Origin of the sequence: Saprospira grandis (genome assembly GCF_027594745.1) — a bacterium.
Lineage (GTDB): Bacteria > Bacteroidota > Bacteroidia > Chitinophagales > Saprospiraceae > Saprospira > Saprospira grandis.
On the sequence record NZ_CP110854.1, the window covers coordinates 3,993,359 to 4,009,169 of the forward strand.

General features: G+C 44.1%; 8 protein-coding genes. 5 read left to right on the forward strand and 3 right to left on the reverse strand.

What is annotated here, in order from left to right:
- Positions 1-85 precede the first annotated feature (85 nt).
- Entirely contained in the window at positions 86-1,918 is a 1,833-nt protein-coding gene (locus OP864_RS15755; protein WP_270099108.1) for a DUF8202 domain-containing protein, read from the reverse strand.
- A 666-nt stretch (positions 1,919-2,584) separates the two neighbouring features.
- Between OP864_RS15755 and OP864_RS15760 the strand changes: the two genes are divergently transcribed.
- Together OP864_RS15760 and OP864_RS15765 are read left to right on the forward strand one after the other, a co-directional pair.
- Positions 2,585-7,579, forward strand: coding sequence for a hypothetical protein (locus tag OP864_RS15760; RefSeq protein WP_270099109.1), 4,995 nt, complete (start codon positions 2,585-2,587; stop codon positions 7,577-7,579).
- A gap of 26 nt (positions 7,580-7,605) precedes the next feature.
- On the forward strand, positions 7,606-8,460 hold the full coding sequence (locus tag OP864_RS15765; RefSeq protein WP_270099110.1) for a hypothetical protein: 855 nt from the start codon (positions 7,606-7,608) through the stop codon (positions 8,458-8,460).
- A 604-nt stretch (positions 8,461-9,064) separates the two neighbouring features.
- Here OP864_RS15765 and OP864_RS15770 read toward each other — a convergent pair.
- Together OP864_RS15770 and OP864_RS15775 are read right to left on the reverse strand one after the other, a co-directional pair.
- Positions 9,065-9,748, reverse strand: a complete 684-nt coding sequence (locus OP864_RS15770) for a hypothetical protein (protein WP_270099111.1) — start codon at positions 9,746-9,748, stop codon at positions 9,065-9,067.
- A gap of 9 nt (positions 9,749-9,757) precedes the next feature.
- Positions 9,758-12,208: a M48 family metallopeptidase gene (locus OP864_RS15775; RefSeq protein ID WP_270099112.1), complete on the reverse strand. Its 2,451-nt coding sequence runs from the start codon at positions 12,206-12,208 to the stop codon at positions 9,758-9,760.
- Positions 12,209-12,819: 611 nt separating this feature from the next.
- Between OP864_RS15775 and OP864_RS15780 the strand changes: the two genes are divergently transcribed.
- From OP864_RS15780 to OP864_RS15790, 3 genes are all read left to right on the forward strand, one after another.
- Entirely contained in the window at positions 12,820-14,205 is a 1,386-nt protein-coding gene (locus OP864_RS15780; RefSeq protein WP_270099113.1) for an RtcB family protein, read from the forward strand.
- Between the two features lie 74 nt (positions 14,206-14,279).
- Entirely contained in the window at positions 14,280-14,735 is a 456-nt protein-coding gene (locus OP864_RS15785; protein ID WP_270099114.1) for a hypothetical protein, read from the forward strand.
- An 80-nt stretch (positions 14,736-14,815) separates the two neighbouring features.
- A complete protein-coding gene (locus OP864_RS15790; protein WP_270099115.1) occupies positions 14,816-15,265 on the forward strand; it encodes a hypothetical protein in 450 nt (149 codons plus the stop codon).
- Positions 15,266-15,811: the final 546 nt, after the last annotated feature.

The following is a 15,811-nucleotide window of genomic DNA, read 5'->3' on the forward strand; positions in this document are numbered from 1 at the left end:
TAAATTAAGCTTTTTGCGCCAAAAAAGGGCCATTTGAGGCATAAAAAAAGCCAGTCCGAAGACTGGCAGATAGACAGATAGTTCTTTATGGCTTGATTAGGCGCAAATTGCGGACAATTCCATTTTGTTCTAGGCGAATGATATATTGCCCTGCGGGCCAGTCACTAATAGTTAAACGCAGATTTTGCCCATTTTGTTGAACCTGCAGCGGAAGGGCTTGCCCTAGCTGATTAAAGGCTTGTAAATTAGTATTTTCTAAGCTTTGAGAGCTGCTAATTTCTACCCAATCTTTGGCGGGATTAGGGAAAAGTGTAAGTATTGCTTGCTCACTGTCTACAAAAAGCGATTTAACCGAAGAGAAGCTATAACTGCCATCTTCTTCCCAGATTTTGAGGCGGAAATAATGTTGGCCAGGGCCCAATTCTTCTTGTAGGTAGCTATAGTTTTGGGTTTCGTTTTGGTTGCGAGCGGCAATGAGGGTTTCGCTCTGCCAGTCTAGGCCATCGAGGCTATGTAGAAGCTCAAACTCCAAAAGGTTTTCTTCTTGGGCCGTTTGCCAGCTCCATTGGGCCTTGTTTTCTTCTGCTTGATTTACCTCAAAGCGAATTAAATCTAGGGGCAAAGGAGTGATTCCTTCATTGATAGAGCCCAGCGTAATACGGTCGCCATCTACTAGGTCTACGGTAGCAAATAAAATTTGTGTGGCGCCAACAGGAGTTCCCATACGAACAGGGACATCATTATCGGCAAAGCCGTCGCCATCTCGGTCAATCAACAAACGGAGGTCATTGAGGTCAAATTGATTGTATTGGGCTACATCAAAGATAATGTCTACTGGGCCCAGGTCGCCAGTTTCTTGTACGCGCCAGCTTCTGTTGAGGCGGGCTTCGATGATTGTTCCATCCACATCGCTGGTATTATTAGTACTAATATCGCCATTGTTGTGGCCCCAGAGTAAAAACTCGCCATCCTCCATATTTGAGGGATTATTGATGCGGATAAAAGAAGAGCCTTGGGCATCATCATGTAGGTTATTGACATCATCTCGGCCAATACCGGCCACCTCATGTCCATAGGTATTCTTAAAGCTGAAATAGTCGCGGGCGATAGTCATATTGTATTTGGCCGCTAGATAGTTTTCGACAATTACTCTTTGGGCCGAATTAAGCGCATAATTGAATTGGATAAGCTCGGCATATTCGCCACCAAAATAGGTTCCATAATCAACATTAAGGGCGCCGATACAGAGGTCTTGGTTGGAGTTGGGCAGCGTGCTAGAGCTCTCTGCCGCTGTGCGGATAAGCTGTCCTCGCTCATAAATTTTACTTCTTTGGCTACTGGCCAGACTACCATCAAAAATAAGGCTAGGCATATAGTTTACGCCATTGCTAAAGCTGTTTGAAGTAGAAAAACGGTTATTTTGGGTATGAATATCGGCCGTGATATTATTGCTGTTCCAAAAAAAGAAGGTATAGGCATATTCCACACTAACGGTATAGGTAATGCGTTTGCCAAAAATACCTCTTGGGTTGCCATCAATATTATTGCCTCGAACGACAGAGAAGAAGGTCAGGCCATTGCTACCATCTAAAATATCGGCATCGGGCACAATCATTTGGTCGTTGCTGCCATCAAAAAGAAGGGCCGGTTGGCCATTGATATTGGAGTTGCTAACATAAGTGGGTTGGCGACCCGCTACGGCATGTTGGGCATGGTTGGCATTTCCGCTTTGGTCGGGCCAAAAACTAATGGGCGTTCCATCGGCCACTGCGGGAATGGCATCTGCGGCCAGCCAAAGGCCATTATTGCTACTATTGCCCACACCTGCGGGGCCAAATTGCGCTTGTACAAGCTGCTGAGAAAAAAGGAGGACTAGGAGTAGATGGAAATTCTTATTCATGATTGTTGTTAGTTTCATACATTTGTTTAGACAGCTGGGGGGCAGCTGCGTCACAAAATGAACGGAAAAAATCGTACGAATGTCTATCCCTAATTTTGGCCCGAAATACATTATAGTTTTATTGAATGTGTTTTTTGTGCAGAATAATTAGAGCGTGAAGCTGATTTACAGAAACAGTATTCTGTCTAACCTTTTTTTATAGAATTATCTTCCGAATGTTAAAGTCTTAGTTTTTAATATTAAATTAACTAACCGCTTAAATTTTATTAGGGATTTGGGGCCTCCACTGCGCTATGCTTGTGGCGCTATGTCCGCTAGCTCGCAAGTCTGCTCGGCCCTGCAGCCCTGCGGGCTTTGGTCTGCGGCTGTGCCGCACTAGCTCCCAGCGCTAGGCCTTAAAAAGGCGGCGAAGCCGCCTGCGAGCGAAGCGAGCCATGGCCCAGCGCTGCGCAGCCGTGGCCGTCAGGCCAGACCGAGTTTTTTGAGCAAAGCGAAAAAAACGAAGGGCCGAGCAGACCTGCGAGCGGCGCAGCATAGCGGCGGCCGCCCGCCCTAATTGGGGCGGCCGCGGGCCCCAAAAAAAAGGAAAAAGAACCAATTGTCCACCCTGAAAAAAGGCCATTTTCTATGGCTTGCCTTAAATTGAGGCATGTCAAAATTTGTTAACCGAACAAAGCGTTTTAGATGAAAATTAAAAAGATAAAGCCAGAGGAGTTTCAGGCTGGCTTGGCTTGGCCAAAGTATAAAAAGTTCTACCTGTCTTGGGGGGAAGATCTGGCTGTGGACCACAACAGTCCCGAAACAGCTACGGGATATTTTTTGAAAGTAGACTATAAGTACTCGGATAACCCCAAGGAGACGCCCATTTTGGTGGTCGGTTTTTTGGCTCCAGCTTGGAAAAAAATCGCCAAAGAAGAGCTAAAGAAGAACAAGAAGATGGTCAGTGTGGGCAAGGCCTATATAGAAGGTGCAGAAGATGGCGATGCGACCATTTGTTTGATTGTGAGTAAAGGAACCTCTAAGGCGCCCATTTTGAAGCAGCTCAAAAAGGCCCTTAAAAATAAATATAACTTCAAGTTCGTCAATGCCGATGGCAGTGAACTGGGCGCGGAGGAGAATGCTGTTGCTGCTCAAGCGCCTGAAGTTCAGGAGGAAGAAAATGCGGTGGAGCAAAAGGCGATCAATGCCAAAGTGAAGCAAGCTTATGAGCAATTGCAAGCTGGGGTGATGGACAGTAAGCCAGAGCTTAAGCAAAAAGTAGTGGCCAACCTCAAGCAGTTTGTAGAAAACTTTAGAAAGAAGTTTAGTCCTTTGCCCGAGGAGTACACCACCGCCTCTAAATTTTATGATGAGGTTTATGATTTTGTTTCCAATCTTCATGTAGAAAAAGCGCCTGTAGAGCTCTTTTCTGCAGGGGCATTCAAGAGTATTGGAGGAAGTCCGGGTTGGGGCTGGAGCGATCAGTACAAAAACATCTGTAAGGCCTTAGAAGAATATGAAAAGGTGAAGAATGACCCCATTGCGGGGCCAGCCTTGCTCAAGCGCTTAATAGCAAATATGGATGCCTGGGAGCAGCGTTACCCTGCTGCTGGCCGAAATAGCACCGAGCGTAAACAAGCCAGTGCCATTGCCCAGCTTCGTCAGCAAATCAATGCAGGCAATGGCCAGCTAGGCGATAGCGATATGGAGAAAGCTGCCGCTCAGGGCACTAAAATGTTTGAAGAGCGGGCGGGTTCTGCTGCTTCATCGGAGCGGGCGGCAGAAATGCTAAATAGCAGCGTAGATGAACGGGCCAGAAAATTGGCAGAATTGCTCAAAGGAGGCAAAGCTTCTTCTTCCGATACACTTTTTTCTGCGGTTACGCTTTGGTTGGTGGACAGTGATGACTTTGCCTTGGACCAAGAATATCGTAAGGCCGTAGTAGAAATTTTTGGTCATAACAGCTTGGGCATTTTGCCTGATCTACAAAAAGTATTTGGGGCCGAAAGCTTGCAGTTTCTCTACCTAAAGCAGCATTATCAGGATAGCGTTTCCAACTTTGTTCGTCCGGCCATGGCACTTGGCCTCTTGGGCAAGGGCTGGTTTGCCAAAGAAGTAGGCGATGCTTTTGCCTATATGAATTCAGAGCTTTCTTCTGCAGAAATTGATACAATTCTAGATATCAATAAGGCAAAATCAGATCGTTTTGCCCTGGCTATTAACCAGAAGATTGGAGGCAAGGATAAATATCGGGCTCAGATGCAGGCGCTCTCTTTGCTCAAGCGAGAGGATGATATTAGCCAAGAGTTGCAGACCATCAATAATACTACAGGAAAAAGCTATACCTCTAAGAGCGACTACTACCTTATGGCGAGCTTCAACCGCCTAGGTAATGATTTTGAGGGCCTCAAAAAAGTGATCAATGAGTGGTTAGAAAACTCGACTCCTGAAGAACGGGCCGCTGTTTTGAATAGCAACAGTGAGTTTTCTAAAAAACTAAAAGACTCTGCTGATGGCGTATTTACAGGTCTAAAAGACAGCGAAGCTGCTTATTTGCGTTCTTTGATCGAGTTTCATTCAGAGCCTGTTCAGGGCCAAGAGTCTACTCGCGTTATTGATCAAATGAAGCAGCTGGCCAAACAGCAGGCACAAAAAAGTAGCTACAGCAAGTGGAAACAGAATGAGGAAATGGGCCAAAAGATGCAAGATTTGCTCTTTGGAGATAATGTAGAATCTCCCCAAGAAACCCTCATCATGAAGTTCTGTACTGCCGCAGAATTGGCAGAGTTTACCAATCCCAACACAGATCCAAATCGGAAAACGGCTATCTTAAATAAGGCCAAGAAGCATCTGATTCCCATCTTAAACGAGGCCGCTATCCATGATGACTATATGGTCAAAATTCTGGATATGGTAGATAGTGATGGGGCTAGAGGCGACAACTATCGCCAACTAGAAAAGCTCACTGATAGTAACTTTTTTGTAGCCGAAAAGGCCATGAAGGTAATTAAGGACCTAGATCCAGATTCTAAGGAAATTGTAGCGATCAAGCAGGACATCGGCATGCTCCAACGCCTAAAACAAAATGCCTTAAATGGTACCTTTAAGGGCGATACCGAAAAAGCGGAGTGGAAAGTGGCCATGGCCAAACTTGGCCTACCTCCCGCTCCCTCTCTAATTGAAGAGGCTAGAAAAGCGGCTGACCAAGAGCTTGTTGAATTGCTCGAATGGCAAACAAAAATTGCTGATCCCGAGATTGAAACGACGGGTATAGATAGCACTACTGCCGAAATGATCAGCAAGCCCAAGCGGCACAAAATGATGACTAAGGCCGAAATTAAGCTTGTTCAAGCTGAGGAAGAAAAGCGTAAGGAGACGCCAATGTACTGGGCTGCTCGTATGGCCGAAGAAGAAAAAAGTGATACCTCTAAGGCCATGTTGGCCAATATTGCCTACGAGGCCAGAAACTCAGGGATTGACATGCAAGAGGTCTTGGCAGAATTGGGTAAATTAGGCTATACGATTAGCAAAGAGGTCGATGCCCTAACCTACCAAATTTTTCATGGAGAGAAGCCTTCTGTTGTCGATATGCTTAAGCATAGCCGAGATGATACCTTCTTGCAACGCCGTGTTCCCCTAGAAGATATTGAAGCACTTACCGAGGGAGTAGATGCGACGGTCTTGCTCAAGGATTGGTTCGATATTCCCAAGCTCAAGGGGCAGATTGCCAGCAAAAAAGAATTGGTAGAGAAGATTAGAGCCCTCCAAGACAAAGCTGCACAAACAGCGGAAGATGTGGAAGAAATAGAGGCCCTAGAAAAGCAATTGCAGCAGGTTTCTGCTCAAATTAGAGCCTTCGACATCAAAAAGGATATTCAACTACAACTCGATCAAACTGCTTCTGGCGATAAAATTGCCGACTTTAAAAAGGGCTTGAGAGAACAGATTGCCGCCGCCCTACAAGATCCTACTCAGCTAGACGATATTCGAGGGGTTTTGGGTGAGGCTGGACTTAGCGATGCTGAAATTCAGATGCTAGGGGCAGATATTAAGGCTATTTCTACTGTAGAGTACCAACGTCAACTACAAGAAGGTATCCAATGGAGCTCACTCAGCTCTAGATCGCAGCAAAAAGAGCATGAGGGCGCCAACTTCCTCAAAGAAGGCTGGAAAGGAAGAGAAAAACTCGATGCGCTCGCTACTGCAGATCCCGAAGTATTGGCAGAAGAACAGGAAAAATATAGTGGAAACCTAGCCGATGCTAGCGAAAAACTAGAAGCCGCTCAAGAACGCTTCCTAGAAACTAAAGAGAAGTATGACGGCCGCCTTCGTATGGTGGTTTCTATTGTTGCTGGATCTATTTTGATGGCTGTTTCTAGTATGGCTGGAATTCCCGCCGCTCCAGTTCTTATGCAGATGCTTTGGGCCATGACTTCTACAGCTATTACTACAGTGATCAATGAGGCCGTAGAAATGGCCGTAAAAGGAAATAACTATGGAGGAGCTAGCGAGTTTGTCGCCCAGTTCCTAGCCAACCAAACGGCCAATATGATGACTTTCTGGGCAGGTGCTGCCTTAGATGCTATTGACCTAAAGGGCGTATTGACTAATCTTGAAAAAGGCATCACTGGAGGAGATAAAGATACCCTATTCTTGAACCCCCTCAAGGAAATTCTACTAGGAGCTCCTTCTGATATGGCTGATCTGATTGCCGATTCTATTACAAATAGCATCTTCCATGAGAAAACAAATCCAGTAACCTCTACAACTGCTGAATTGCAGGCTTGGGGAAAGGATTTCTTTATCTCTATGCCCGCCACTTATCTCAAGGGCGTATTGGCAGAAGGGGCTGGTCAACTCAAAGATGGAGCACTAGACCTTATCTTTGGAGAGGATGCCTCTAGTAACTTTAATTTTGATGACGCCTGGGGCGAAGATGAGGATGAAGGAACAGAGACCTATTTGGTGGCTGCCGAAAATCCTAGCGAGTTCTTTAGCGCTATGGCGGCCAATATGAAAAATCCTCAGGTTTACATCAATATCGTTAATGGTGTTCTCGAAGGAGAGGCCGATGAAAATCTGGATATCTCATTAGGAACCCAAATTGATGAGTTTGTTTCTAAGAAGATGGAAAAACTCAACAACTTAGATCTTCCCGAAGATGTTGAACTTCCTGATCCTGAAGAGGTGAAAACCGAAATGCTGGCCTCGCTCAAAGAAGCACAAGCCAACTTTAAGGAGAATATGGCTAAGGAATTGGCTAAGAAATCAGCTGATGAACTAAGCGCTATGGGCTTGGATCCTGGCCAAGATTTGTCTAGCCTTTCTTTGGGCCAGCTCTTGAGCATGAGCAATAAGTTGCCCCAGCCTTATGAGTCAACCGATGCTGTTCGCACCGCTATGGCTACCTATATTAACATAGAAACCTCAATCTGGGCCGGCTTTAGTTCTTGGATGGAAAAGGATAACAAAACTTACTCCATTGAAGAGTATGTCGATCTTTATCAGGCTACTAAGCTTTGCCTAACCGATAAAAACTTTTTATCCGATGTAGTAACTGGAAAAATTTGGGGCCAATATACCCTAGATTATGGCGACGGAGAGACCGAGCCCATAAAATTAGGAGATACCTACCATTTGTCCGATATTTCTGACTACTACGAAAACTGGCAACAGCTTCCCGAAAATGCAAAAGCCTAATTATTCAACCCCACAATCAATTATAAATGGAATCTGTAATTAGAATGAGAGGAGCGCTCATGAGCCTCCCTTTCATGACCGACGATAAGGAGGGCCTCCTCCGCCAATGGCTGGGCCAAATGCGCCCTTTCATGGAAGAGCAAACTACGCTGCTCAATAGCACCGCTTTCAATCAATCTGATGTCTGCTGGGGGGTAGAATCTAGCGACCATAAGTTGCTGGCCAACCGCTATGCCGAATTTGTGAAGATGGCCGGCCTAAATGCCAATGAGCTCAAGGTCTTTAAAAAAGGCCTGCAAATTGGCGGAGGCGAAGGTAAGCTGCAGCTCTTCCTAGAGCTAGGCGAAAGCCTGCAAAATACCGGCTGGGCCCTTTCTGGAATGTATCCCCTGGGCCAAACCCTAAAGCTGGTCCCCGCCTCTACGCATCGCGATCAAATTGAAGCTTGGTACGCCCAGCATGAAGCCGATGCAGCCGTGCTTTTTGGCCGCTCTCTAGCTGCCGATACCTACAGCTTTTTTGCCACTGAGCTCTTTGGGGCCAATGCCCGCGAAAATGCCGAATTGCATATTAGCCAAGCCAAAGCCCTAAACGTAAATCCTTTTCCCGAGGCCTTGTTGGGCGTTTTGATAGAGGATGAACCCGCCTATATGGAGAGCTTCTTCAAGTTCGGAAAGACCGGTTTACTCGAAATGGGCTTGCGCATTCCCAACCCTAGCGAGCAGATGATGACTAAACTCGCTTTGGTCCTCGGCAACTCTGGCCTAGACGGTATGGCCGCCTATGAAGGTAGCCTCGGCAATGGCTTCGAGAAACGCTTTTTGCAAATTAGCCGCCGTAGCACAGGCATTATCGCACACAACCAATATGCCCTGATTTAAGACAATTTGTTGTACCGAACTCATCACTTCTGAGCTCGAATAGTTAGATCGACCCTAGTAGTTTTCTGCTAGGGTTTTTTGTTTTTGGGGCCTCCTGCCTTCGGCAGGCGCTACGTTTCGGGGCTCGCTGCTCGCTCGGCCCTGCGCGGGCTGCGCCCGCTTGGTCTGGCCTTCGGCCACCCCTGCACATCGCTAGGCCGTTTGGCCTTCGGCCATGGACTGTAGGTTAAAACCTACAACCAATTAACGAATGCATTTTAATATAAAATGGAGGGTTAAAACCCTCCATAAATAAACAGCTTTCCTTGTATTAGAAGACATTATGGGCCGATGGTTTTAACCTTCGGCCCATTTTTATTGCGTTTAGCTTGGCCTCCTTTGTTGCTGTAGGTTTTAACCTACAGGTCCATATATCCATCCTACAGGCCCGAAGGGCCGCAGGCCTAGGGATGGACAGCAGTGGCCGTTAGGCCAGACCAAGGCGCCGAAGGCGACGCAGGGCCGAGCGAACAGCGAGCTGCGAAACAGCCCGGCCGCCGCAGGCGGCAGGCCCCAAAAAAAAGCGCCCCAAAAAGGGACGCTTAACTAATTAACTAACTACGGATTAGAGTTCTCCTCTTTCGTATTGGTAAAGAATATTTTCAAATTCTTTCATACTAAAAGAAGCATCTTTGTACTCGATACCTTCACGCTCTGCTTTGTCTTCTACAAACTTGCGGCAGTGGCGGAATAGGCTAGCGCCCACCGTATGTATCTCGCTAATATTGGCCAGGCTGTTCATGATGTAGTTTTGGTTGATGAGTCCCCAGTAGTTTTTGCCAGAACCCATTAGCAGCATGGCCACATATTCATCATTTACATTGGATTTGATTTTATACTGGTCTTTTTTCTTAAACTCATCCAAGAAAAGATGAGCCTCCTTGCTTTGTCGGAAATAGAAAAAATGGCCCACTGTTTTTAACTTATAGCAGTCATCCTGATAAATATAAGTAGAACCATAAGTACCAATAGTCGTTCTTTTAAGGCAGTAGACATCGCCGTTTCGCTTAATGAAACTAGGGCCCTGGGATTTCCAAAGGCTATTGATTTTATCCCCATTTTCTAGCTCTACGCTGATGTTGTATTGAAAGTAGTTCTCGTAAATATTGACAAACTTTGCCTTTTTGACTTGGCTAATTTTTTGCCCTTCATTATTTAGAAAGGCGGCCAAATCTGGATAATATATATCTTGGGCCTGCAATTGTAGCCCTAGGAAAAGCAGCAAAAAGCTGCAAATTAGTGATTTCATATAAATAGCTTATTTATCTTCCGCTTTGATGCGTTTGAGGTCTTTACGAATTTGTTTCTTGATAGATCGGGACAATTGACCAATCTTCCCATTATATGGTTTTGTATTTGTACCCAAGGTCTCATAGGTCGAGTTTTGGGTATTGAAGATGGTAGAGAAGTAAATTTGGTTACCTCTAGATCTCATGTTGTTGACGAAGTGAGCTGGAAGTTGGAAAAACAAACCAGTTGAGGCAGCAATCACAAAGAAGGCTCCCGTGTTCTTTAGTCCATCGTCTTCAGCATTAGTAAGAGCAATACCACCAAAGAGGAGGCCTGCATAAACACCATAGGTAATTACTCTGCGGCGGAGTCGTTTTTTCCCATCGATGCCTTCTTGCATATAGCCTCCAGTAACTACATAATGGCTGCCGTACTTCTCGCAAATTTCATCTACCTCTCTTTGGTTAAAGATGGGATGATTGCGGTCATTAACATTCATCCGAAGACGAATCCAATCTTTGAGAGTAGCTACATCAGCATAACGCTCAGCCGTGAGTGTTTCTACTTCTCGAGTATCTAGAGTTTGTACAGAAAGGCCTAGTTTGTCGGCATTTTTATGTACTTCTGCATAGTATTTATCGAGTAGTTTCTGATTGTTCTCGAAATCAATAGAATGATTATCAGCAAGATAAAAACGCTTGCGCTTCAAGCTCAACATATAAGGATTGACATAAAGAATAGAGTCAATGCCCAAGTTGCGGTCCACCTCTTCTTTGGCGGCTTTGCGGCGTTCTGACTCTGCATCATAGAGCGAGTCTCGTTCTTCCTGCGCCTCATGATAATCTTCCGTACGGCTATAATAGTCCTCAAAGTCCTCATCTTGCATTAGGTCCGAAAGAATATAACGGGCAAGATTATAGCCTTTGTCTAAATTACTGTAGCCATATTCTTTGCGGTAGCTATCAAAGAGAACCTCAATATTTGCATCCTGAAGCACCTCGATAAGGCTATCTTTGGTCACCTTAGGTACAGAGTAGTCTTGTGCTGCAGGGGCCTTGGCCAAATAGGCCTTAATTTCGGCTTCTTGCATGGCTTTGGGCAATTGCTCAAAGTTGGGAATATGCTGTTGCAAGACATAGATAGCATCGCGGTAATAATCAAAGATATAGCGATCTTCTGGATAATCTTTATGCAGTTTCCAAGCCTTATAAAGGGCCAAAGCAGAAAGCTCTACGGCCCGAAGGTTGCTGCTCAAGAAATAAAGTTGCTGCTGTCCACCCTCAATGTTTTTGTAGGTTTCTCGCTGACGGCGATAGTCACTAGATTGAAAGCTTCTAGACTCATACATAGAAAACCTAGAAATAGCATGTAGGGCCTGTACTTCCACTTCTCTCAAGTAGCGGCTGTTGGGCTCTTCTTTGCGTAGCAATTGGACCACATAAAGCGCATCCTCAAAACGGAAATTATGTAGGTAGTAGCTGGCGAGCTCATAACGAGCTGTTTTACGCATGCGCTCAAAATCTGCCTGAGGCTCAATAAACAATTTATCGCCAGCAGTTTTGCCCGCAATCGCTTCCTTGACAATCTCCCAACGGCGAAGCGTACTAGGGTGAGTGCTTTTTAAGGTATCTGTGTTTTCTGCATCATCTACCCAAGCCGAAATATGTTTTAGGCTATCTTTAGCCAAAAATAAAGAAGGATCTAGCTGGCAGCTACCTTCATTATAATAACTAACATCAAAGCGAGTCGTGTCATAAAGCAAATAAGAGTAATAGAGCATCTGAAAAGAAGACTCTAATGCATCTACGCTATAAGGCGTTTTGAGGAAAATCTCTAAACCTCCCTTATCCGCTTCAAATTCTAGTTCTCTAGAGTAAGAGTTAGACTCGAGCAGGGCGCTGTTAAAGTCGGTTTTCTTAAAAAGACTGCGCTGACGGTTCTCCTTGAGAATGGCAATGTCTTTTTCATACTGACTCAAACCATGCTGCTTTTGTACGTGCATGAGCTCATGAGAAAGCACAAAAGCCAGTTGGGCCTCATTCTCCAATTGGGCCAAAAGTCCCATATTGATGCAGACCAAACCCGTTGCCGTAGCAAAAGCATTGACCGCAGAAGAGCGAATAATGAAAAAATCAACCTTGCCTTTGAGTTCAGGAGTGTGCTCCAACAAACGATTACCCACCCGATTGACATAGTCATTGAGGGGCGTGCCAAATAGTACTTTACCAGAACGAAGCAAATCGTCAATGGTGTAAATGGCCTTTTGCTGGTACTTTTCTTGGGTTTTTCGGTCTTTGTTGCTCAGGCCCTCATCCAATTGGGCCAACCCTAGCTCGTACTTTTGTGCCGAGCTTAAGGAAAATCGTTCGGGAACGTCACCGCTTGATCTAAGACAGCGGTAATCGTCAAAGTTTTGGGCCCAACTATTTTGTCCAAGAAAAAGAAACAAAATAAACGCCCAGAATTGCGTGTTTTGCATGGTTTTAGTTCTAGAAAAAGGTTAAATAAAAAAATACGTTCTACTAGATGCAAAATTAGGGATTTTGGTTCCTTCCTTCAAATATTCATTTTTAGAAAATGATAACTTTTTGTTTAGCCTAGCTGGGCCTTAGGGGGCTATTTTTTTGAGCTGCTTTGTTTTTGGGAAATTAAGTTTTGTTTATGGTGCTTTGCTCTTGCTAAGTTTTGGGTTTTTGAGTTACTCTATTTTCTTTGTTTTATTTTGACTGCCGTTTTGTGACAGCTATTGCTGCACGAAAAAAATATTGTTTTTCTATTTTTTTTTGGGGGCCCGCGGCCGCCCTTTATAATGGGGCGGCCGCCGCTATGCTGGGGGGCTCACAGGTCTGTTCGGCCGTTATTCCCTTCGGTCATCGAACTGCGGCTTTCAGCCTTGTTGTCGCTGGTTTCGCCAGCTCGGTCTGGCCTTTGGCCACCCGCTCCGCAGCGCTGGGCCGGGGCTCGCTTCGCTCGCAGGCGGCTTCGCCGCCTTGAGTAAGGACCAAGAATAATGTTAACTTTTTTTTAGGCTCAGGGAATTTTTTTGCCAAAGGGGAGCTTTAACAAGCCGTCAAACAAAAAAATAATATCGTGGCAAAGAAAGAAAAATTAAAATCAAAGGAAATAGCGGCTCTAGGATATAAAGATGCCGTATTGAGAAGCATGGCCATGTTGGCTGTAGGGAAACATTATAAGTATACGCCCAAAGAAGAAAAAATGGCCCTTTTGGCCAATCTATGGAAAGATGCCGAGGCCTATCGACAAGATGCGGTTCTTGGTCCCTTGGCCCTAAAAGTACTAGACTATCAAGCGGAGGTCCCCCAATATGACTTTGTAGATAAAGACTTCCCCATTTTTGGAGTAGAACAAATTGCTCAAAATGCTTTGGACCAAATGAAAAATGCTATGCGTTTGCCCATTACCAAAGCGGGCGCCCTTATGCCTGATGCCCATCATGGCTATGGTTTGCCTATCGGCGGGGTCTTGGCTACCGAAAATGCCATTATTCCCTATGCCGTAGGTGTAGATATCGGTTGCCGAATGTGTATGAGCGTTTTTGAAGCCCCTAGCGATTTTCTGGAAAAAGAAAGAGCCCAGCTGCTAAAAAGCTTGAATCTGCATAGCCGCTTCGGTAGAGCTACTTTTGAAGATAACAAAAGAGGGGATGATTTCTTTGATCGCCCCGAATTTGGACAATTGTCTATTCTGAGAAGATTAAAAGATAAGGCTTATGCCCAAATTGGCTCTTCTGGTGGCGGAAACCACTTTGTAGAATGGGGCTATTTAGATTTGGAAACAGAGCGCTTTGGTTTGCCCAAAGGCCGTTACCTAACGCTCTTAACGCATAGCGGATCTAGAGGTTTTGGGGCCTTTTTAGCCAATCATTATAGCCGCCTGGCGCAGAAAAAACGCCAATTGCCTAAAGAATATGCGCATCTGTCTTGGTTCAATATGGAGGAGGCCGAAGGCCAAGAATACTGGATGGCCATGAATATGGCTGGCGATTATGCCTCGGCCTGTCATCATCATATCCATCGCCGAATGGCAGAAGGCTTAGGGCTACAACCTTATGTCCGAGTGGAAAACCACCATAATTTCGCCTGGAAAGAGGTCCATAACGGCAAGGAGCTAATTGTTCACCGCAAAGGAGCAACTCCCGCTGCCGCTGGCGAACTAGGCGTAATCCCTGGCTCTATGACGGCTCCCGCTTTTTTGGTAGAAGGTAAGGGCTTGGCCGCAGCTTTGGGTTCTGCTTCACATGGCGCTGGCCGAAAAATGTCTCGCCGAAGAGCAACCGAAACCTTTTCTAAGGCCGAAATGAAGGCTATCCTGAAAAATGCAGGAGTAGAACTTATTGGTGGCGGATTGGATGAATCTCCAGATGCTTATAAAGATATTGAGTCAGTCATCGCCGCACAAACCGATTTGGTAAATGTTTTAGGCCGATTTTATCCTAAATTGGTCCGTATGGAGTAAAGTGAAAGGCGATTGGCCTTAATTTTAGTTTGGCTCTATTAAGGAGCTTATTATCCAATTATAAAATAGATGAAATGGAAGTAATTAAAGGCTATGTTGAGCAATTAATATTGGATTTTTTTGAAGAAAAAGAAGAAGGTATTCTTGATCTTTCTTATAAAGAAGCAGTTTTAATTAAAAAAGCTATCTGCAATACAGTTAAAGGAGTTCGGGTAGTATATAAAAAACGAATAGAGATAAAAGATTCTGTTATTTCAGAGTTGACTTTTTTTGAGGCTGATTTTGAAGGAGGGCTTACGATCAGCAATTCGGTCATTGGATCCTTTAGGCTGATGGATTGCTGTCATTACCAAGAGCCAATCATTATCCGTAATTGTATTTTTACAGGAGATATTGACTTTAAAGGGGCAACATTTAACTATGATATTGTCATAGAAAACTGTATTTTCTTAAAAGGGCACAACTTTATACAGGATATCGAGTACCCTAAGGGGGTAAGTAGACCAGAATTTTTTAAAGTTAAGTTGTAGGGAGCTATCTCTAGCAGGTATTGATTTCCAAATTGTTACTTGCTAAGGACCTTACTATATATCATTATAAAATAAATAAAATGAAGGTAACTAAAGGATATGCTGATGGTATAAGTTTTCTTTTTGATGATGAACAAGGATCTATCATAACTAGTGATCTTCTCAAAGAAGAAGTTTTAATAGAAAAATGTATTTGTCGTGTAGTTGCTACTATTACTGGGCAATATGAAAAACGAATAGAAATAAAAGATTCTGTCATTTTAAGACTAGATATGTACGCTGCTTATATATATGGGGGGCTGACTATCACTAATTCTGTTATTGGGTATTTCAGATTGATGGATGGTGGCTACAACCGTGAGCCAATAATTATTCGCAACTGCGTTTTTTTAGGAGAGGTTGATTTTGACGAAAGTGTACTTAAGAATGATATTATCATAGAAGACTGTATTTTCCTAAAAGGGCATGACTTTGTGGAAGATATACGCTATGCGGTAATGAAAGAGGAATACTTTAAGGTTAAGATTTAGGGTAGTTGCTTATCCTCTTTGGTCATCGCCGCACAAACCGATTTAGTAAATGTTTTAGGCCGATTTTATCCTAAATTGGTCCGTATGGAGTAAAGTGAAAGGCGATTGGCCTTAATTTCAGTTTGGCTCTATTAAGGAGCTTATTATCCAATTATAAAATAGATGAAATGGAAATAATTAAAGGGTATGTTGGTACAGTAGATTTATTTTTTTTGATGAACAAGAAAATGGAAATTCTGATAGGTTTTATAAAGAAGAAGTTTTAATAAGACAATCTATTTGTCATACAGTCGAAGGGACTAGTACAGGATATGAAAAACGAATAGAGATAAAAGATTCTGTTATTTCAAAGTTGGATTTATTCGGAGCCGAATTATCAGGAGGGCTTACGATCAGCAATTCTGTTATTGGGTATTTTAGAATGATGGATGGTGGCTATAACTATAAGCCAATTATTATTCGTAATTGTATTTTTACAGAAGAGGTACACCTTAAGGGGGTCAGATTCTATAATGATGTTATTATAGAAGGTTGTATTTTCTTAAA

Bases quoted from the DNA above. Each gene is read 5' to 3' on its own strand.
- OP864_RS15755 (WP_270099108.1), bottom strand. From the start codon at position 1,918: ATGAAACTAACAACAATCATGAATAAGAATTTCCATCTACTCCTAGTC.
- OP864_RS15760 (WP_270099109.1), top strand. From the start codon at position 2,585: ATGAAAATTAAAAAGATAAAGCCAGAGGAGTTTCAGGCTGGCTTGGCT.
- OP864_RS15765 (WP_270099110.1), top strand. From the start codon at position 7,606: ATGGAATCTGTAATTAGAATGAGAGGAGCGCTCATGAGCCTCCCTTTC.
- OP864_RS15770 (WP_270099111.1), bottom strand. From the start codon at position 9,748: ATGAAATCACTAATTTGCAGCTTTTTGCTGCTTTTCCTAGGGCTACAA.
- OP864_RS15775 (WP_270099112.1), bottom strand. From the start codon at position 12,208: ATGCAAAACACGCAATTCTGGGCGTTTATTTTGTTTCTTTTTCTTGGA.
- OP864_RS15785 (WP_270099114.1), top strand. From the start codon at position 14,280: ATGGAAGTAATTAAAGGCTATGTTGAGCAATTAATATTGGATTTTTTT.
- OP864_RS15790 (WP_270099115.1), top strand. From the start codon at position 14,816: ATGAAGGTAACTAAAGGATATGCTGATGGTATAAGTTTTCTTTTTGAT.